The following is a 19,101-nucleotide window of genomic DNA, read 5'->3' on the forward strand; positions in this document are numbered from 1 at the left end:
GCCGCGTCCGTCTTCAGAGGTAGTTCGGCGGGTCGCCCTTGACGAGCACGGATCCGCTCTCGTCGTCCCATGTGAAGCGCATGGGCGACTCTCCGCTGCGCTCGGCGTTGCTTTCTCCGGGCTTCGGCCAGAAGTAGACGACCTCGAGCGAGTCGGGCGCCAGCCGCGTGACCTGCGGCCAGAAGCCGTAGCTCTTCTCGGTCGCGGCCTGCACGAACTCGCCGGCATGGAACAGCGCCACCTGCGACGGAGACGAGCCGGTGGCTCCGACGACCGAGATCGTGATCCACGACAGCTCGGCGCACGGGTCGTACCCCTCGAGATCGGCGTGCTCGGTGTCCCACTGCACGTCGGACATGTTTTCGTCGTCGGGAGGGAAGGGCGGAGGCATCTGCGGCAGCGCGTCGGCGAGCGCCTGCTCGGCGTCAGTGTCGGCGCAGGCCGGGGCAGGGTCATCGGACGGGGCCTCTGACGCGGCGGCTGTCGGCGCGTCTGCTGCCGCCGTCGGGAACGGGGGCGCCGGCGGCGGCGTCGACGCGCATCCGGCGACGACGAGCGCGCATGCTGCGGCGAGCGCCGCGAGGATCCGCCGCGCCATCTATCTCAGCTCGCCCACGCTCGCGAGGGCCTGACGGATGAGCGTTCCGCGACCGCCCTCCATCTCTGCGGAGAGCGCGTCTGAGGCGGCCTCCTCGGGCGTCATCCAGGTGACCTCGAGCGCGTCCTGCCGGGGATCGCAGGTGCCGGTGACCGGTACGACGAACGCGAGCGATACGGCGTGCTGGCGGTCGTCGTGGTACGGCGTGATGCCCGGCATCGGAAGATATTCGGCGACGGTGAACGGCGTGGGCTGGGGCGGCACCTGCGGGAACGCCATCGGCCCGAGGTCGTTCTCGAGGTGCCGGTACAGCGCATCGCGCACCGTCTCGCCGTGCCGGACGCGCCCCGACACGATCGTGCGCGTGAGCTCGCCGATGCTCGTCGAGCGCAACAGGATGCCGATCTCGGTGACCTGGCCGGATCCGTCGGTTCTCACGGGAACCGCCTCGACATAGAGCATCGGCAGGCGCCGGCGCGCTTCGGCCAGCTCGACGTCGCTCAGCCACGCGGGGTTCGCGGATCCGCCGGGCACGCCGTTCAGACCGCTGAGGTCGCTCGGAACATCGTCGGGATCGGGATCAGGTGTGCGCACCGCCATGGCCTCACGCTACTCGGAACCGGTGACATTCGAGCGACGCGCAGGTGTCGGGTCGTCGATTCCGCTGCCGAGGCGACATGCGGTTCGCGTGTCGGTGGTTCGCGAGAAGATGGATGCATGCAGACGCCATCGCTCGACAACGACGCCGTCCTGTGGTCCGGATCCGCAGACGAGAAACCGCTCATCGTGTTCCTGCACGGCTACGGCGCAGACGAACGCGACCTGTTCTCGCTGCGCGACCATCTGCCCGACGCCTACGCCTACGCCGCCGTGCGGGCGCCGCTCGTGCCGCCGTTCCCGATGAGCGGGTACTCCTGGTACTCGATCGACGGGCTCTCGTCGCGCGATCCGGCCGCCGTCACCGCCGGCGCGGCGCGGTTCATCGAGTGGCTCGAGACCACCGGCGCCGGTCGCGTCGGCCTCATCGGCTTCTCGCAGGGCGGTGCGATCGCTCTGCAGGCGATGCGGCTCGCCCCCGAACGGTTCGACTTCGTGGTGAACCTCTCGGGGTACGCGGCAGGCGGATCCCTCGACGGAGACGAGGCGCTCATGCTCTCGCAGCCGCCGGTGTTCTGGGGCCGCGGGTCCGCCGACGAGGTCATTCCGGCCGACGCGATCCTGCAGACGACCGAGTGGCTCCCCGCGCACAGCAGCCTCGTGGGGCGGGTCTATCCCGGCCTCGCTCATGCCGTGTCACCGCAGGAGATCGACGACGTGGCGCGGTTCCTGCAGAAGCAGCTGACGTAGCGGGTCAGTCGCGCGGGGCGTCGGGGCCGGGCGCGTCGTCAGCATCATCACCAGACGCATCATCGTCCAGCCCGTCGCCGCCGTCGCCGGACTCTTCGCTGTCCACACCATCTGCGTCATCACCGGACGTGTCGTCCGCACCGTCAGAGTCTTTGCTGGACGCTCGGTTATCCGAGCCGTCAGCGGCGTCGCCCGACGCATCGCCGTCTGCGTCATCATCGGGCGCAGCTTCGTCCGAGCCGTCGCTGTCGTCCTCGGGTTCATCGCCCGAGCTCCCCAGCGCCATGGCGAAGGCGGCCGCGAGGCCGGCTCCGAGGGCCAAGAACGCCCAGTTGTCGAGCGCCACCGAGAACGAGACCCCCAGTGCCACCCCGAGGGCGATGCCCACACCCCAGTTGGGGGGTGTAGCCGCTCCGCTTCGGATCGGTCATGGTCTCAGGCCGCGACGCCTCGTGCTGCGCGCTTGGCGTCGCGACGCGCGCGGTACTGGGCGTTGATCTTCGGCGCGTTCACGGCCGACAGGATCGAGCTGACGACCGCCGGTGCGAGGAGCATGAGGAAGATTGCGATGTTCATGTCCCCCACGCTACGAACCCGGTGCGACGGCCACATCCACCCAGAGGAGGACTTTCCTTCCTCCCCCGCAAGGCGGATGCACGACGACGTCACATCTGCCCTTCTCCAGCCGCACGGACGCATATCACGCGGTTCCACCGCCGAACTGCCGTCGTTGTGCATCGGCGTTGACAGAGGCCGACGGGTGCGCGTACTGTTTCACCGGTCCTGTCCCCGACGATCGGAACGAACTGGTGTGGATCTTCGCGTAATCACGCGCTGACCTCCCTCATTCTTCGAGGCATCCTCAGCGCATCGCGCTGATCTGCCGATCGCTCTTCGCTCTCGCGATCATGCGCGCCATCCCGCTATGGCCCTGCGCGAGCGATGCTCGGCGCGGGCACGACACTTCGGAGGCACCATGCCCGCACTGACCTTTGACCATGTCTCGTTCTCGTGGCCCGACGGATCGGTCGCGCTCGAGAACGTGTCCGGCACCTTCAGCACCGGCAGGACCGGGCTCGTCGGACGCAACGGATCCGGCAAATCGACGCTGCTGAAGCTCGCCGCCGGCCTGCTCGCCCCCTCGAGCGGGCGCATCCTCACCGACGACGGCGAGGTCGCGGCCGCGCCCGGGTCCGCCGGACTTGCGGTGAACGATCGCGTCGCTCTGCTCCCCCAGAACCTCACCCTCGACACCGGCATGCGCGTGGCGGAACTGCTCGGCGTCGCCCGCGCGCTCGACGCCGTGCGGGCGATCGCCGACGGCGACGCGTCGCCGCAGCGCTTCGACGAGGTCGGCGACGACTGGGACGTCGAGGCCCGCGCCGTCGCCGCGCTGGCCGAGGCCGGCCTCGAGCCCCGCATGCTCGACCGCACGGTGGGCGCGCTCTCGGGCGGCGAAGCGATGCTCGCCGCGCTCACGGGGATCCGCCTCGCCGGAACGCCCGTCACCCTGCTCGACGAGCCGACCAACAACCTCGACCGCGAGGCGCGGCACCGCGTGCACGACATGGTGCGCTCGTGGCGCGGGGCGCTCGTCGTGGTCTCGCACGATCTCGAACTGCTCGAGCTCATGGACGAGACCGCCGAATTGCATGAACATGTGTTCACACCGTTCGGAGGGCCGTACTCCGCGTGGCGCGAGGCGCTCGAGGCCGAGCAGGAGAACGCCGCGCAGGCCGTCGCCGACGCGAAGAAGGCGATGGCGAAGGAGAAGCGGCAGCGCATCGAGCTCGAGACCAAGATCGCCCGGCGCAATCGCGCGGGGAAGAAGAAGGCCGAAACGCTGCCCCCGATCGTCGCGAACGCCTACAAGAGGCGTGCGGAGGAGTCGGCGGGCCGACTGCGCATCGAGGCCCGGGAGAAGGAGGGATCCGCGGCCGCCGCCCTCGACGCGGCCGATCGCCGCGTGCGCAACGACGACTCCATTGTGTTCGACCTGCCGGATCCGCATGTCGCGGCGGGCCGGCGGATCCTCACCCTCGGCGACGGCGAGCGCGAATGGATCGTGCAGGGGCCCGAGCGCGTCGCGCTCGTCGGCCCGAACGGCGCCGGCAAGACCTCCTTGCTGCGGGCGCTGCTCGACATCCCGACGCACAAGTACGGCGCATCCGAGCCCGATCCGCAGGAACCCACCCCAGATGACGGAGATCCGGGCCCGAACTGCCGTACTCATGCATCGGACGACGACCTGCCGGCCTGGCGCCGGTGTGCGGAGGCGTCGGAGCTGCACACCGACCAGGTCGCGTTCCTGCCGCAGCGGCTCGACGGGCTCGACGACGCGGCATCGGCGATCGACATCGTGCAGCGGGCGGCGCCGCACATGCCCGATCGCGAGCTGCGCAACCGGCTGGCCCGGTTCCTGATCCGGGGCGATGCGGTGCACCGACCGGTCGGATCCCTGTCCGGCGGCGAGCGCTTCCGCGTCGCGATCGCGCGGCTGCTGCTGGCGGATCCGCCGCCCCAGCTGCTCGTGCTCGACGAGCCGACCAACAACCTCGACATCGACACGGCCCAGCACCTGCGCGCGGCGCTCGCGGCCTATCGGGGCGCGGTGCTGGTGGTGAGCCACGATCGGCCGTTCCTCACGGATCTTGCGCCGGACCTCACCCTCGAGCTGCGCGACGGAAAGCTCACGGAGGTGCTCGCATAATGCCCCGCCGCGCCGCTAGCCTGGCGCCATGAGATTCGGCATATTCATCCCGCAGGGCTGGCGCTTCGACCTGGTCGGCATCGACCCGTCCGAGCAGTGGAACACCATGAAGCGGCTCGCGCAGCGCGCGGACGAGGGGTCGTGGGAGTCGATCTGGGTCTACGACCACTTCCACACCACGCCCGAGCCGAGCGAGGAGGCGACCCACGAGGCGTGGACCCTCATGTCGGCGTTCGCCGCGTCGACCTCGCGCGTGCGCCTCGGACAGATGTGCACCTGCATGGGTTATCGCAACCCGACCTATCTCGCGAAGGTCGCCGCGACCGTGGATCACGTGTCCGCCGGACGCGTCGAGATGGGCATCGGCGGCGGCTGGTACGAGCACGAGTGGAACGCGTACGGATACGGCTTCCCCGAGATCGGCGACCGCCTGCGCGCACTGCGCGAGGGCGTCGAGATCATGAAGCAGGCGTGGGAGACCGGATCCGCGACGCTCGACGGCCGCTATTTCCAGGTCGACGGCGCGATCGTGCGTCCGCTGCCGATCCAGCGCCCGGGAATCCCGTTCTGGATCTCGGGCGGCGGCGAGAAGGTCACGCTGCGCATCGCCGCGAGGTATGCGCAGTACACGAACTTCGCGAACGGCAAGCTCGACGAGTTCACGCGGAAGAGCGAGATCCTGCGCGATCACTGCGATGCCGTCGGCCGCGACTACTCCGAGATCGTGCGCTCGACGAACAACAACATCGTCATCGGCGAGACCGAGGCGGAGGTCAAGGACCGCGTCGCCGCGATCGCCGCGCGCGTGAAGCCGCACCTGTCGGACGACGGATTCGCCCGCGAGATGTCGAAGTACGACGGCAACCCGGCGGTGGGAACGGTCGAGCAGGTCTCGGAGCACCTCCAGGCGCTGGGGGACGCCGGATCCGACTACACGATCAGCTACTTCCCCGAGTTCGCGTACGACACCAGCGGCGTGGAGTTGTTCGAGAAGAAGGTCATCCCGGAGCTGTCCTGACGCACGCTTCCGGTGACGCTAACGGATCCTCGAGGCCGAGGGAGGGTCCGCGGGCGTCGCCGGAATCGCTCGCGGCCGCGTCATACGCGATGGATCGGCCACTGGGCGCCCGCCGCGAAGCTCGCGGCGATGAGGCCCGCCGTCGCGAGGACCACCGCGAGGTCGAGCCACCCGTAACGGAGCCCCGCAATGCGGATCCGACGGCCCCGCTTGTCGATCGTGGCGAAGGTGAACCCGCGCGCCTCGAGCGCCTCGACCGTCGTGCGCACCGACTTCGCCGTGTTGAGGAAGATCGGGTAGAACGCTTTCACGACGAGGGTCGCCCAATGGGCGAGGTGCCGCCAGCCGAGCAGGCCGGCTTTCGCGGGCGGCAGCTGCCTCAGCCGGTAGCCCTCCATCACGGTCGAGAACTCCTCGACGAGGATCGGCATCATGCGGTACCCGTACGAGACGGCGAAGGCGATCGTCGGCGGACACCTGAGGGCGAGCAGTGCGTCGGAGAGCTTCTCCGGATCCAGCGACACGAACGCCGCAAGGCTCGCGAGTGAGACGACGCCGATCTTCGCCGTGACCTCGGTCAGGGCGACGAAGGTCATGAAGTCTCCCCCGAACACCGTCGCGGCGAGCACGAGGTAGATCAGCTCGAATCCGAGCCCGATGACGAACAGCCCGAGCACGAGCGGTCCGACGCGTGCGAACGCCACCGAGAGCACGCCGATGAAGAAGAGACTCCCGATCGTCGTGAGGTTGTGCGTGAACCAGGGCGCGAGCGCCAGCATCAGGTACCAGCCGAGCACGGCGCGCGGATCCATTGCGGCGAACAGACCGCCGCGCGTCGAGTAGGCGGTGCGGATCAGTTCGAGCTTGATCCACTCGACGCTCAGCACATCGCGCTGTTTGCGCGCGACGCTCATGCGCGCGCACCTGTGGTCGTAAGGTGCGCCTCGAACTCGGCGACCGTGAGGGGAAGCGGATCCATGCCGAGTTCCTTTCCGAGCTGGACGACCTGCGGCGGCACGAGCCTCGAGGCCTCGAGCAGCGCCCCATCGGCGAACAGCTCGCGCGGCGGGCAGTCGGCGATGATCCGACCGCCGTCGAGCGCGATCACGCGGCTGGCCCACTCCGCGACGAGGTGCATGTCGTGGGTGGCGATCACGGCGCACGAGATCTGTCCGCTCAGCTCGGTGAGCATGGCGGTCACGTCGTCGCGGCTCGCGACATCGAGGCTCGCGGTGGGCTCGTCGAGCAGCAGCAGGTCGGGGCGCATGGCGAGTCCGATCGCGAGCGTCGCGCGACGCTGCTGGCCGCCCGAGAGCGTGCGACCATCGCGATCCGCGAGATCCGTCAGGCGCACGCGCTCGAGGATCCGCGCAACGATCTCATCGGTCTCAGGATCCCGGCGACTGCGCGGGAACAGTTCGACGTCATCGCGCACGCTCGGCTTGAGGAACATGCGCTCGGGGTGCTGATAAAGATATGCGGCGCGCTCGGCGAGCCGGCCCGCGCGCTTCGACCGCGTGTTCTCTCCGGTGAGGAACAGGTCGCCCGAGCGGGGCACCTGGATCCCCGCGAACAGACGCATCAGCGTCGTCTTGCCCGCGCCGTTCCCGCCGATGAAGGCGACCCGGTCGCCCTCGTGAAGCTTCAGGTCGAGATCGCGGATCACGGGTTCGATCTCGCCCGATACGCTGCGGAAGCCATGGGTCACGCTTCGCGCTTCGGCGACGACGCGCCTCTGCTGCTCCTGCGGCGCCAGGATCGGCGCCGCGGGGTCACGCGCTTCGATGCAGCTGGCGCGCAGCAGGTCCGCGGCCTCGGTGACTCCTCGGGCGACGTCGTCGATCCCCATTCGACTGAGCGCATCGACGACCTGCGGCGCAGGAATCCCGTGTTCGGCGAGCTCGCCCGATCGCGCGAGCGCCTCCCGCGCCGGCAGGTGCCACACGGGCGCGCCGTCGCTCATCAGCAGAACCGAGCGCGCGTACTGCGCGATGAACTCAGCGTGGTGCTCGATCGTGATGACGGTGATGCCGCGCTCTCGGTTGAGCGTCGTCAGGCACTCGTACACGTCGTGCGCGGCGACCGGGTCGAGCTCGGCGACCGGCTCATCGACGACGATCACCTCCGGCCGGAGGGCGAGCACCGATGCGAGAGCGACGCGGTGGGCCTGACCGCCCGACAGCTGCCAGACGAACCGGTCGGCGAGGTGTGAGATCCCTACCGCCTCGAGTGCCTCCGCGGTGCGCACGGCATGGTCGTCGAACCCGAAGTTGATCGGGCCGAACCCCACTTCGTCGCGCACTGTGGGGCGCACGAGCTGGTTCTGGAAGTCCTGATAGACGTAGCCGACCGTCCACGACAGCCGTGCGACCGACGACGCCCACGTGTCCTGTCCGGACACGACGACCGCCCCCGCGAACTCGCCCGACCAGTAGTGCGGCACGAGCCCGTTGAACGTCTTGCAGAGCGTCGTCTTGCCGGATCCGTTCCCGCCGACGATCGCGACGAAGCCGCCCCGCTCGATCGTCAGGTTCACGTTGCGCAGCGTGTCGCGCGCCGCACCCGGATACCGGAAGCTGAGATCGCGGACCTCGATCACCGGATCCGTCATCGCGCGTTCCGCTTCTTGCGGCGCCAGCCGACGAACAGCGCCGCGGCGAGCGCGAGCACGACGATCACGGCCGCGACGCTGATCCACAGGAACCCGTTGCCGAACTGTTCGCGGAAGTCTCCATCGACGGCTCCGATCTCGATGTCCCACGCCTCGAAGAAGGCGAAGAAGAACGACACGATGGCCGCGAGCGCGGCGACGAGGATGAACCATGCCGACTTCGGCGCTGATCCGGGCACCCGGCGACCCGGCTCGCGCGGCTGCAGGCCGAGCATCGGCTCGATGCGCCCGTAGAGCGCGGGCACCAGCCAGAGCGCGGGGATGATGCCGAAGAGCACGCCGGACATCAGGATGTCGACGACGAATCCGATGCCCTCGAGCAGCAGCACCGATTCGGGCAGGCCCTTGACGTACTCGGCCTCTTCGACGCCGACGACGACCTTCGCGAGATCGACGACGGTCGAGAGGAACTTGTCGATGATGACGACGAGAAGAGCGCCGATCGAGACCTGCAGCTTGCTCAGCGGGTTGCGGATGACGGATCCGGCGATGTAGACCGCGAGGAACATCTGAATGAACCCCTCGACCTCGGCCAGGCCCGAGAAGTCGCCCATCAGCAGGTCGGTGAAGACGATCTCGCCCAGCGGGGCGCCGAGCGCGACCCAGAACGGGCTGACGAGCGCGGCGAGGGTGATCGGTACGAAGACGAAGTAGCTCACCGAGAAGTCGACGGGGCCGATCGTGATGTCGGGAATCACCTCGAGCAGGATGTTCGAGAGCCCGAACAGCGCCATCGACAGCACGAAGACCATGAGGTTCTGCGGGGTCGAGGCAGCGGGCGATCCGGATCCGCGGAGCTGACCGCGGCGGTCGTCAGTGGAAGTGAGAGTCATGGCGGCGATCCTTCGGTTCAGAGTGCGGGGACGGCGGTCGTGAGGAGGGCGATGACATCGCGCGGGTCGGAGACGACGTGTGTGGCGAGCCCGTCGGCCGCGGCGGCGTCGAGATCGGCATCTGCGGTGGATCCGCCGCGAACGAGCACGCGGCACGTGATGCCGGCCCGTCGCGCCGAGACAGCGTCGTTCTCAGGCTTGTCGCCGAGGAACACGGCACGCGCGGGGTCGGCGCCGGCGATCGTGAGCGCGCGATCGGTGAGCGCCGCGGCGGGCTTGCGCGTTCCGACCTCGTCCGAGCACTCGTATGCGGCGATGAACTCGTCGATCCCATGGTCGCGGCACGCGGCGCGCACCGAACGCCCACTGATGGTGTTCGAGACGACGACCACGGGGATCCCTTCGGCGCGGCACGCCTCCAGAAGTTCACGGATCCCGTCTCGCAGCCTGCGCTTCGACTTCGCGAGCCCGTAACGGGCCATGATGTCGTGCGCCTCGGCCGCGAGCACCGCCCGCTGTCGGGGGCTGAGAGAGGCGCCGAACCAGTCGCGCCAGAACTCGACCGGCTCGACCTCCGGGATGCGAGACGCATCGGCCGCGGAATCCCGCCGCCTGACGCGGCGCTTGAACTCCGAATGCCGTATGCGCGCCGACGCGACGAGGCTCTCGACCTCCTCGGCGCTCACGCGGGCCTCGCCGTCCGGCGACAGCAGCGCCGCAAGCCAACCGGCGAACGCATGGATCGCGTGCGGGTCGCGCTCCGACTGCGATATCACCCCGCCGTGGTCGATGAGCAGAGCGGGCCCCCCGCGGTCCGGGCCCGGTTCCGCCAGCGGCGCTGAAGATCCGGACGCCTCGCGCAGCGCCGTGACGACGCCCTCCGGGGTGTCGTAGACGGCGTCGGCGCGGTCGGTGACGGCGAACGGCGGGTCGTCCGTGTGGTGGCTGCGGGTGAGGATCACGGCGCCGACTCCGGCACGGCGACCGGCGACGACGTCGCGGTCCTGCGTGTCACCTACATACCAGCATCGCTCGGGAATCGCGCCGCACGCCTCCGCTGCGAGAGCGATGATGCCCGGGTGCGGCTTTCGCAGGCCGACCTCGTCGGAGTAGCACTGCACGGCGAAACGGCCCTCAAGGCCGTGCTCGGCGAGGACCTCTCGGTGGCTGCGCCCGGAATGCGCGTTCGAGACGATGCCGACGGGGATCCCGCGATCGTCTGCGAAGTCGAGGAGTTCCGGGATGCCGGGCCGCAGCGCGTGCGAGGAAAGCATGCGCGTGAGATCGCGGAGGAGATCTCCCGCCTCGGCGATGAGAAGTTCGCGAGCCGCGGCGGGCAGGTCGCTCGCGAGGAAGTCTCCGACGATCTCGCGCGGTGCGAGCTCGGTCGGGGCGAGCCTACGGCTCTGAGCGTGCTTCCAGTGCTTGAGCGCCACGAGGCCGGCGCGAAGTGCGGCCTCGAGACGCTCGGGAGTGACGCCGATCCCGGCGCGATCCATGCGGGCGGCGTGCTTCACCGCAACCGCACGAGAGCCGCCCGCGTTCTTCGCGGTCTGGAAGATCACCCCGCCGAAGTCGAGGAGAATGGCATCTGGAACGTTCCGGATCGTTGTCGCGTGGGTCACGAGGAAGACGCTACGAGCGCGGGGTGACGTTCGCGCGGCTCGCAGGTGAACGGATCCGGAACGTTCCAGAGCGTCTTCGATCCGCTGCACCGCCGATCCGGCACACTGGATCTGTGCCCGCCTCGCCCCGACCGACGATCGTCGACGTCGCGCGTGCGGCGGGCGTGTCGAAGTCGCTCGTCTCCGCGGCCCTGCGCGGCGAAGCGGGCGTCAGCGCCGCGAGCAGAGAGCGCATCCAGAACGCGGCCGACCGGCTCGGATACCGCACGAACGGATGGGCGCAGCGGCTTGTCAGCGGTCGCAGCGACCTCGTCGGAGTGCTCCTGACCGACCTGCGCAACGAGTACCACACGGACATCGTCAACGGGATCGAGGATGCCGCGCACGAAGCGGGCTTCGGCGTGATCCTCAGCCACGGACGGCGGGATCGCACTCTGCTGAGGGGCCGACTGCAGAGCCTGATCGATCTCGGTGTCGACGCGATCATCGCCGTGACGGGGCATCTCGATGCGACAGATCTCGCCCCCGCTGCCTCGCGCGTGCCGCTCGTGGTCGTCGGTCGCCCCGAATCGGTGCCCGACAATGCCGGCTGGGTGCGCAACGACGACGAGCGAGGTGCGCGGCTCGCGGTCGCACACCTCCGGGGACTCGGCCACGAGCGCATCGGGTTCGCGTACGGATCTGCTCGCCCCGCGTCTCGCGCGAGGCGCGACGTCTACCGTTCTCTCGTCGCGGATCCGCGCGAATTCGACGACGTCCGTTCGCTGTTCTCCGACGAATCCGGGCTCACGGCCGTCTTCGCCGCAAACGATCGCATCGCGGCGAACGTGCTCGGGCACGCGGCCGACCGCGGAATCCGCGTGCCCGAGGGGCTGTCGGTGATCGGTTACGACAACACCGAGCTCGCGGGGCTGCTGCGACCCGCGCTGACGAGCGTCGACCAGCCGCGCGGCGCGATGGGCACGGCGGCGATGACTCAAGTGCTCGCCATGCTCGGCGCGAGCCCGCCCGAGCGATTGATCGTGCCGCCGACGCTGGTCGTGCGGGGCTCGACGGGCGCGGTCCGCGGATAGATTGGGGGCATGTCCGACCCCTGGCGCGAAGCACCGCGCATCGCGATCGGGCGCTCGAGCGAGGGACGGATCGTCGCGGCCGCGCCGGGCGGGGTGAGCCGCACGATCGCTGCGGCGGAGTTCCCCGCGTGGGTCGCCGCCCGGGAGGCGGAGCGCCCGGTGCGTTGGGTGTGGGCGAGCACGGCCGAGACGTATCCTCAGCTGCTCGCGGCCGGCGTGCGCGTCGAGCGGTGCCACGACCTGCGGCTGTGCCACGCGATTCTGACCAACGCGGTGCCGGGTGCGGGTCTCGACAGCGACGTCGACTGGACAGCGCCCGATGAGGAGCACGCGCCGGCACTGTTCGATCTCGACCGCCCGCGGCGCAACGATCTGGGCGAGGTGCTGCGCGAGCTCGAGCGGCAGGACGCTGCGCTCGGTGCGGCCGCCGACCCGGGGCCGATGCGCCTGCTGCTCGCCGCCGAGTCGGCGGGCGCGCTCGTAGCGGCCGAGGCACGCACGGCCGGCGTGCCGTGGGACGGGGCGCATCATGAGGGGATCCTCGACGACGTTCTCGGTGCGCGCGGCCCGGGCGGGGTTCCCGCGAACATGGCGCGGCTGGCCCGCGAGGTGCGGGCGGCGCTCGAGGATCCGCTGCTGTCGCTCGATTCGCACACGCAGCTGCTGCGATCACTGCGGGCGGCGGGCTTGCAGGTCTCGTCGACGAGCAAGTGGGAGCTGCAGGAGGTCGACCACCCCGCGATCATGCCGCTGCTCGAATATAAGCGCCTCGCGCGGTTGCTCACGGCGAACGGATGGGCCTGGCTCGACACCTGGGTGCACGGCGGCAGATTCCGACCCGTCTATGTGCCGGGGGGTGTCGTGACGGGGCGCTGGGCGGCCGCGGGCGGCGGCGCCCTGCAGATCCCGCGACAGCTCCGCGGGGCGCTCCGCGCGGATCCGGGGTGGGTGATCGTCGATGCCGACGTCGCGCAGCTCGAGCCGCGCGTGCTCGCGGCGATGGCTCGCGACGAGCGCATGGCGAAGGCCGCCTACGGACGGGATCTGTACGACGGCGTCGTCGCGAGCGGTGCGATCCCGACGCGCGCCGAGGCGAAGGTCGCGATGCTCGGGGCGATGTACGGCGCGACGACAGGTGACTCCGGGCGCCTCGTGCCGCGCCTGCGCCGCGCGTTTCCGCGGGCGATGGGCCTTGTCGACGGTGCGGCGAAGACGGGCGAAGTCGGCGGATCCGTGTCGACCTGGCTCGGGCGCACCTCGCCCGCACTCGACGACGCGGCCCGACGGATCCAGTCGCGCGCGCTCGCCGCGGACGCGACCGCGGCGGACGAGCAGCGGGCTCAGCGCTCGGCGCGCGACCACGGCAGGTTCACCCGCAACTTCGTCGTGCAGGGCACCGCCGCCGAATGGGCGCTCGCATGGCTGGCCGACCTGCGGCTGCGGCTCGCGCGGCTTCCCGCGATCGATCCGCGGAGCGCCGCGCATGCGTCGGGCCCCGTGTTCGGGCGCCGCGCCCACATCGCATTCTTCCTGCACGACGAGGTGATCGTGCACGCGCCCGAGGAGCAGGCGGAGATGGTGGCGACCGCGCTGAAGGAGTCCGCGGCGGCCGCAGGACGGCTGCTGTTCGGGTCGTTCCCCATCGACTTCCCGCTCGATGTGACCACCGGGAACAGCGCGGCGAAGTAGTCGTTGGCATAAGTTGCCAACGGGAGTACCGTGGAGATATGCCTACGCGAAATGTCGTACTCACCGAACACCAGCAGGGGTTCGTCGACGCGCTCGTTGCATCCGGCCGATACCAGAACGCGAGCGAGGCGATGCGCGAGGGCGTGCGTCTGCTCGAAGAGCGCGAGCTCGACTACCGCGGCAGACTCAAGCAGCTCACCGACGCGGTCGAGGTCGGTCTCGCCGATATCGACGCCGGCCGCTACGCAGAGCTGTCGGCCGATGAGGTCGGTGACTTCATCCGCGGACTCACTGACCGAGCAGCATGACATAGGCCCTCCGCATAACGGCCACAGCTGCGAAGGACATCGCTCAGGCCGTGACGCGCAGCCGGGCCGACTTCGGGAAAGAGGCCGCGCGTCGGTACGAGTCGCTGATCACTGAGACGCTGATCAATATCGCATCGGCGCCGCACGGCGCCGGGTCTCACACGGTCTCTGCGATTCGACGCGGCCTCCTCATCCGTCATCTCGCTTCGTCCAACCGATCGCGCGTAAAACACCCGCGCCACATCGTGGCGTACCTCTTAGAGAATGACGCCGTCCACATCCTTCGTGTGCTCCACGAATCGATGGATCTCCCGCGGCACCTGTAACGCAGCACGCTCGAATGTCTGAGGTTCGCGGCAGGATGGATTCGTGGACATCTTGGAGAGCTTCAGCGAACCGACCGCGGCGTGGTTCCGCGGGGCGTTCGCGCGGCCGACCGACGCGCAGACCGGCGCGTGGGCGGCGATCTCCGCGGGGCGGCATGCGCTCGTCGTGGCGCCGACCGGCTCCGGTAAGACGCTCTCCGCTTTCCTCTGGGCGCTCGATCGGGTGTTCCGCGAGGATCGCGCGGCCGAGACCCTGCCCGGTTTCGAGGGCCGCACCCAGAAGCGCACGAAGCGGCGCACGAAGATCCTCTACATCTCGCCGCTGAAGGCGCTCGGCGTCGACGTCGAGCGCAACCTGCAGTCGCCGCTCGTCGGCATCACGCAGGCGGCGAAGCGGCTCGGGGTCGATCCGCCCGAGGTGTCGGTCGGCGTCCGGTCGGGCGACACTCCCCCGCGCGACCGGCAGCGCATGCTGCGCAATCCGCCCGACATCCTGATCACGACGCCCGAGTCGCTGTTCCTCATGCTCACCTCGAGCGCGCGCGACACCCTGCGCGAGGTGCACACCGTCATCGTCGACGAGGTGCACGCGGTCGCCTCGTCGAAGCGCGGCGCGCACCTCGCGGTCTCCCTCGAGCGGCTCGACGACCTGCTCGAGAGGCCCGCGCAGCGCATCGGGCTGTCGGCGACCGTGCGGCCGATCGACGCGGTCGCGGGCTTTCTCGGCGGGTCCGCGCCGGTCGAGATCGTCGCCCCGCGCGCGTCGAAGACGTTCGAGCTCGCCGTGCGCGTGCCGGTCGACGACATGACCGACCCGCCGCCCGCCGGGGCGCGGGAGGCGTCGCACCGCGCGGATCTCTCGGGCGCGAGCTCCGGAGATCCGATGGCGCCCGCCGACGACCGGTTCTGGGAGGGCACGCCCGGCACGGGCGAGACGATGCCCGAGGCGACGAACGGGGAGGTCACGGGGTCCATCTGGCCGCACGTCGAGGAGGCGATCGTCGACCGCGTGCTCGAGAACTCCTCGACGATCGTGTTCGCCAACTCGCGCCGCCTCGCCGAGCGGCTGACGGGGCGGCTCAACGAGATCTACGCCGACCGCCTCGGCCTCGAGGCGCCGCCGCCCGCCCAGGCCGCGGCGATGCCGGCGCAGTCCGGGCAGACGGCGGGCGTCGCACCGGTGCTCGCGAAGGCGCACCACGGATCCGTGTCGAAGGATCAGCGCGCGATCGTCGAGGAGGAGCTGAAGTCGGGCGCCCTGCGCTGCGTCGTCGCGACGAGCAGCCTCGAGCTCGGCATCGACATGGGCGCGGTCGACCTCGTGATCCAGGTCGAGTCGCCCCCGAGCGCCGCGAGCGGCCTGCAGCGCGTGGGGCGCGCGGGCCACCAGGTGGGCGAGATCAGCCGAGCGGATCTCTTCCCTAAGCACCGCGGCGACCTCCTGCACACGGCGATCGTGACCGAACGCATGCTGTCGGGCGCGATCGAGGCGATCGCGGTGCCGCAGAATCCTCTCGACATCCTCGCCCAGCAGACGGTCGCCGCCTCGGCGCTCGATTCGGTCGACGTGGAGGGCTGGTTCGAGTCGGTGCGTCGCAGCGCGCCGTTCCGCTCGCTACCGCGCAGCGCGTTCGAGGCGACGCTCGACCTGCTCGCCGGGCGATATCCGTCCGACGAATTCGCCGAGCTGCGCCCGCGCATCGTGTGGGATCGCGATCGCGGCGTGTTCGAGGGCCGCCCCGGCGCGCAGCGTCTGGCGGTCACCAGCGGCGGCACGATCCCGGATCGCGGCCTGTTCGGCGTCTTCATCGCGGGCGAGACGCGCAACGCGCGAGTCGGCGAGCTCGATGAAGAGATGGTCTACGAGTCGCGCGTGAACGACGTCTTCACCCTCGGCACGACGAGCTGGCGCATCGTCGAGATCACGCACGACCGGGTCAACGTGCTGCCCGCGTTCGGGCAGCCGGGGCGGGTGCCGTTCTGGACGGGCGACAGCCTCGGCCGCCCGGCCGAGCTCGGCGAGGCGCTCGGGAAGTTCACCCGCGAGGTCGCCGCGGCGCAGCCCGCGACCGCGCACCACCGCCTGCGCGAAGCCGGCCTCGACGACAGCGCCCGCACCAACCTGCTCGCGCACCTCGAAGAGCAGCTCGCGGCCACCGGCGCGCTGCCGACCGATATTGTGCTCAACGTCGAGCGCGGACGTGACGAGGTCGGCGACTGGCGCATCATCCTGCACTCCCCCTACGGAATGCACGTGCACGCACCATGGGCGCTCGCCGTGAACGCGCGTATACGGGAGCGACTCGGCGTCGACGGATCCGCGGTCGCGAGCGACGACGGCATCATCGCGCGCATCCCCGACGCCGAGGCCGATCCGCCGGGCGCCGAGCTGTTCGTCTTCGATCCCGACGAGCTCGAGCAGATCGTCACCGATGAGGTCGGCGGATCCGCGCTGTTCGCCTCGCGCTTCCGCGAGTGCGCGGCCCGGTCGCTGCTCATGCCCAGGCTTCGGCCCGGCACGCGCATGCCGCTGTGGCAGCAGCGGCAGCGCTCGGCGGCGCTGCTCGAGGTCGCGCGCGGCCACCCGACGTTCCCCGTGATCCTCGAGACCCTGCGCGAGGTGCTGCAGGACGTGTACGACCTGCCATCGCTCGTTCGGCTCGCGCGCGGCATCGGCGAGCGGCGGATCCGCCTGGTGGAGTCCGAGCCCGCGCAGCCGTCGCCGTTCGCGCGCGACCTGCTGTTCGGCTACATCGGCGCGTTCATGTATGAGGGCGATTCGCCGCTCGGCGAGCGCAGGGCGGCGGCTCTGTCGGTCGATCCGGCGCTGCTCGGCGAGCTACTCGGCCGCGTCGAGATGCGCGAGCTGCTCGACCCCGACATCGTCGTGCGGTACGAACTCGAAGTTCAGCGGCTCGCGGCCGACCGCCGCGTCAGGGGCATCGAGGGCGTCGCCGACCTGTTGCGGCTGCTCGGGCCGCTGACCGCGCAGGAGGTGGCTGAGCGGCTCGAAGCAGGGACGACGGCGCACCCGAATGAGCCGCGTGACGGCGACCGTCACCCGCGTGACGGCACGGCGTCAGCTAGCCCGGCGGAGCCCACCGCGTCAACGAACCCGGCGAACGATCCGCATACCGTCCCCGACGACACCACGCCCGACCACGCCGACATCCCGGAAGCGACCGCGCACCTCGACGAGCTCGTGCGCAGCAAGCGCGCGATCCGCGTCAGCATCGCCGGCGACGACCGGTACGCGGCCATCGAAGACGCCGGTCGGCTGCGCGACGCCCTCGGCACGGCCCTTCCCGTCGGCGTGCCGGTCGCATTCACGGAACCGCTGGCCGATCCACTTGGCGACCTCGTCAGCCGCTACGCGCGCACGCACGGCCCCTTCACCGTCACCGATCTGGCCGCCCGGCTCGGCGTCGGCGCCGCCGTCGCCCGGCACGCGCTCCACCGGCTCGAGGCCAGCGGGCGCGCGGTCAGCGGGTTCTTCCTGCCCGAGGGATCCGCGGCATCGCTGACGGAAGAGCCCGAGTGGTGCGACGCCGAGGGCCTCCGGCGCATCCGCATGCGCTCGCTCGCGGCGCTGCGCGGATCCATCGAGCCGGTCGAGCCCGCCGCCTACGCGCGGTTCCTGCCCGCGTGGCACCACATGGACCGCCCGCTCGAGGGCGTCGACGGCGTGCTGCAGGTCGTCGAGCAGCTCGCGGGCGTGCCGATCCCCGCGAGCGCGTGGGAATCGCTCGTCCTGCCGAGCCGGGTCGCCGGGTACTCCTCGGCGATGCTCGACGAGCTCACCGCCGCCGGCGAGGTGGTCTGGTCGGGCCACGGTCAGATCGCCGGCCGAGACGGCTGGATCGCGCTGCATCCGCGCGACGCTGTGCCCCTCACGCTCGCGCGGGAGGACGCCGCGCCGGCCGATGCGCTCGAGGAGCGCGTCGCGAGCGTGCTCTCCCCCGGCGGCGCATTCTTCGCCGCGCAGATCGCCGACATGGTGCGCGCGCAGCTCACCGCGGCCGGGGCCGCCGAGGTGTCCGAGACGTCGGTGACCGAGGCCCTCTGGCGCCTCGTGTGGTCGAGCCGCGCGACGAACGACACGTTCGCACCCGTGCGCACGCTGCTGGCCGGCGGATCCCAGAGCCACAAGACGACCCGCCGCGCACCGCGCACGCGCACCTTCCGCGGCATGAGCATGTCCCGGCCCGCGGCGCCCCGCAACCCCGCGGCGGGCGGGCGCTGGTCGCTGCTCCCGGCTCCCGACGCCGACGACACGGCGCGGGCCGCGGCGCACGCGTCCCTGATGCTCGACCGGTACGGCGTCGTCACCCGCGGATCCGTGCAGACCGAGGGCGCGCCCGGCGGGTTCGCGCAGGTCTACCGCACGCTCGCGACGTTCGAGGAGGCCGGGCACTGCCGCCGCGGCTACCTCATCGAGAAGCTCGGCGCCGCGCAGTTCGCCGCGTCGACGACGGTCGACCGGCTGCGCACGTTCGCGGCGGTCGCGGATCCGGCACCGCTCGCGCCGCGCGTGCTCGCGGCGACGGATCCGGCAAACCCCTATGGCGCCGCCCTCGCGTGGCCCGCGCTCGACGAGGTCACCCACCGGCCGGGGCGCAAGGCGGGGGCGCTCGTCGTGATCATCGACGGGGAGCTCGTGCTGTACCTCGAGCGGGGCGGCCGCACGGTGCTGGCATTCACCGCCGACGACGCCGTGCTCGAGGCGGCAGCCCGGGGCCTCGCGACCGAAGCTCGCGCCCGCGCGCTCGAGACCCTCACGGTCGAGAAGGTCAACGGTGTCGGCACGTACTCCGCACCGCTCGCCCGCCACCTCCGCGCCGCCGGGTTCGTCGAGGCGACCAAGGGGCTGTCCCTGCGCCGGGAGATGCGGCGATGACCGTTC

At 70.7% G+C, this 19,101-nt stretch carries 16 protein-coding genes; 8 read left to right on the forward strand and 8 right to left on the reverse strand.

Features of this window, described 5'->3' with window-relative positions:
• Positions 1-13: 13 nt before the first annotated feature.
• Together G510_RS17505 and G510_RS0106945 are read right to left on the reverse strand one after the other, a co-directional pair.
• Complete coding sequence (locus G510_RS17505; protein ID WP_051216548.1) at positions 14-598, reverse strand: LppP/LprE family lipoprotein; 585 nt, start codon at positions 596-598, stop codon at positions 14-16.
• The gene (locus tag G510_RS0106945; protein ID WP_029153044.1) at positions 599-1,198 is read right to left on the reverse strand and encodes an NUDIX hydrolase family protein; all 600 of its coding nucleotides are present in this window, start codon (positions 1,196-1,198) and stop codon (positions 599-601) included.
• Positions 1,199-1,315: 117 nt separating this feature from the next.
• On the opposite strand from G510_RS0106945, the gene G510_RS0106950 reads away from it, so the two are divergent.
• The gene (locus tag G510_RS0106950) at positions 1,316-1,945 is read left to right on the forward strand and encodes an alpha/beta hydrolase (RefSeq protein WP_029153045.1); all 630 of its coding nucleotides are present in this window, start codon (positions 1,316-1,318) and stop codon (positions 1,943-1,945) included.
• A gap of 4 nt (positions 1,946-1,949) precedes the next feature.
• Here the strand turns inward: G510_RS0106950 and G510_RS15795 are convergent, their stop codons facing one another.
• A complete protein-coding gene (locus G510_RS15795; protein WP_051216550.1) occupies positions 1,950-2,333 on the reverse strand; it encodes a hypothetical protein in 384 nt (127 codons plus the stop codon).
• Positions 2,334-2,380: 47 nt separating this feature from the next.
• Positions 2,381-2,521, reverse strand: coding sequence for a hypothetical protein (locus G510_RS18225; RefSeq protein ID WP_157560463.1), 141 nt, complete (start codon positions 2,519-2,521; stop codon positions 2,381-2,383).
• 400 nt (positions 2,522-2,921) lie between these two features.
• Between G510_RS18225 and G510_RS0106965 the strand changes: the two genes are divergently transcribed.
• Both G510_RS0106965 and G510_RS0106970 read left to right on the forward strand, forming a co-directional pair.
• The gene (locus G510_RS0106965) at positions 2,922-4,655 is read left to right on the forward strand and encodes an ABC-F family ATP-binding cassette domain-containing protein (RefSeq protein ID WP_029153046.1); all 1,734 of its coding nucleotides are present in this window, start codon (positions 2,922-2,924) and stop codon (positions 4,653-4,655) included.
• Positions 4,656-4,683: 28 nt separating this feature from the next.
• Positions 4,684-5,673, forward strand: a complete 990-nt coding sequence (locus tag G510_RS0106970) for an LLM class F420-dependent oxidoreductase (RefSeq protein WP_029153047.1) — start codon at positions 4,684-4,686, stop codon at positions 5,671-5,673.
• Between the two features lie 80 nt (positions 5,674-5,753).
• Here G510_RS0106970 and G510_RS0106975 read toward each other — a convergent pair whose 3' ends face one another.
• Genes G510_RS0106975 through G510_RS0106990 form a run of 4 tightly spaced genes read right to left on the reverse strand, consistent with a single transcriptional unit; the run spans position 5,754 to position 10,802 of the window.
• Positions 5,754-6,587 (reverse strand): energy-coupling factor transporter transmembrane component T family protein, encoded by an 834-nt coding sequence (locus tag G510_RS0106975; protein WP_029153048.1) that lies wholly within the window; start codon positions 6,585-6,587, stop codon positions 5,754-5,756.
• On the reverse strand, positions 6,584-8,284 hold the full coding sequence (locus tag G510_RS0106980) for an ABC transporter ATP-binding protein (protein ID WP_029153049.1): 1,701 nt from the start codon (positions 8,282-8,284) through the stop codon (positions 6,584-6,586). The genes G510_RS0106975 and G510_RS0106980 overlap by 4 nt, the downstream gene beginning before the upstream one ends.
• Positions 8,281-9,177: a DUF8171 family membrane protein gene (locus G510_RS0106985; RefSeq protein ID WP_029153050.1), complete on the reverse strand. Its 897-nt coding sequence runs from the start codon at positions 9,175-9,177 to the stop codon at positions 8,281-8,283. Before G510_RS0106985 ends, G510_RS0106980 begins: the two co-directional genes overlap by 4 nt.
• A gap of 17 nt (positions 9,178-9,194) precedes the next feature.
• Positions 9,195-10,802 (reverse strand): HAD family hydrolase, encoded by a 1,608-nt coding sequence (locus G510_RS0106990; RefSeq protein WP_029153051.1) that lies wholly within the window; start codon positions 10,800-10,802, stop codon positions 9,195-9,197.
• A 113-nt stretch (positions 10,803-10,915) separates the two neighbouring features.
• On the opposite strand from G510_RS0106990, the gene G510_RS0106995 reads away from it, so the two are divergent.
• The 5 genes from G510_RS0106995 to G510_RS0107015 are packed head-to-tail and all read left to right on the forward strand — an operon-like array spanning position 10,916 to position 19,095.
• Entirely contained in the window at positions 10,916-11,875 is a 960-nt protein-coding gene (locus G510_RS0106995) for a LacI family DNA-binding transcriptional regulator (RefSeq protein ID WP_029153052.1), read from the forward strand.
• 9 nt (positions 11,876-11,884) lie between these two features.
• The gene (locus G510_RS0107000; protein WP_029153053.1) at positions 11,885-13,564 is read left to right on the forward strand and encodes a bifunctional 3'-5' exonuclease/DNA polymerase; all 1,680 of its coding nucleotides are present in this window, start codon (positions 11,885-11,887) and stop codon (positions 13,562-13,564) included.
• A gap of 38 nt (positions 13,565-13,602) precedes the next feature.
• On the forward strand, positions 13,603-13,872 hold the full coding sequence (locus tag G510_RS0107005) for a type II toxin-antitoxin system ParD family antitoxin (RefSeq protein ID WP_029153054.1): 270 nt from the start codon (positions 13,603-13,605) through the stop codon (positions 13,870-13,872).
• Between the two features lie 14 nt (positions 13,873-13,886).
• Positions 13,887-14,198 carry a type II toxin-antitoxin system RelE/ParE family toxin gene (locus tag G510_RS19070; RefSeq protein WP_084644252.1) on the forward strand — a complete coding sequence of 104 codons (312 nt, stop codon included), beginning with the start codon at positions 13,887-13,889 and terminating at the stop codon, positions 14,196-14,198.
• A gap of 43 nt (positions 14,199-14,241) precedes the next feature.
• A complete protein-coding gene (locus G510_RS0107015) occupies positions 14,242-19,095 on the forward strand; it encodes an Lhr family ATP-dependent helicase (protein WP_029153055.1) in 4,854 nt (1,617 codons plus the stop codon).
• Positions 19,096-19,101 lie beyond the last annotated feature (6 nt).

The organism is Microbacterium gubbeenense DSM 15944, assembly GCF_000422745.1.
GTDB classification, from domain to species: domain Bacteria; phylum Actinomycetota; class Actinomycetes; order Actinomycetales; family Microbacteriaceae; genus Microbacterium; species Microbacterium gubbeenense.

Bases quoted from the DNA above. Each gene is read 5' to 3' on its own strand.
- G510_RS0106965 (WP_029153046.1), top strand. From the start codon at position 2,922: ATGCCCGCACTGACCTTTGACCATGTCTCGTTCTCGTGGCCCGACGGA.
- G510_RS0107000 (WP_029153053.1), top strand. From the start codon at position 11,885: ATGTCCGACCCCTGGCGCGAAGCACCGCGCATCGCGATCGGGCGCTCG.
- G510_RS0106980 (WP_029153049.1), bottom strand. From the start codon at position 8,284: ATGACGGATCCGGTGATCGAGGTCCGCGATCTCAGCTTCCGGTATCCG.
- G510_RS0106945 (WP_029153044.1), bottom strand. From the start codon at position 1,198: ATGGCGGTGCGCACACCTGATCCCGATCCCGACGATGTTCCGAGCGAC.
- G510_RS0106985 (WP_029153050.1), bottom strand. From the start codon at position 9,177: ATGACTCTCACTTCCACTGACGACCGCCGCGGTCAGCTCCGCGGATCC.
- G510_RS0106975 (WP_029153048.1), bottom strand. From the start codon at position 6,587: ATGAGCGTCGCGCGCAAACAGCGCGATGTGCTGAGCGTCGAGTGGATC.
- G510_RS17505 (WP_051216548.1), bottom strand. From the start codon at position 598: ATGGCGCGGCGGATCCTCGCGGCGCTCGCCGCAGCATGCGCGCTCGTC.
- G510_RS0106970 (WP_029153047.1), top strand. From the start codon at position 4,684: ATGAGATTCGGCATATTCATCCCGCAGGGCTGGCGCTTCGACCTGGTC.
- G510_RS0107005 (WP_029153054.1), top strand. From the start codon at position 13,603: ATGCCTACGCGAAATGTCGTACTCACCGAACACCAGCAGGGGTTCGTC.
- G510_RS0106950 (WP_029153045.1), top strand. From the start codon at position 1,316: ATGCAGACGCCATCGCTCGACAACGACGCCGTCCTGTGGTCCGGATCC.
- G510_RS18225 (WP_157560463.1), bottom strand. From the start codon at position 2,521: ATGAACATCGCAATCTTCCTCATGCTCCTCGCACCGGCGGTCGTCAGC.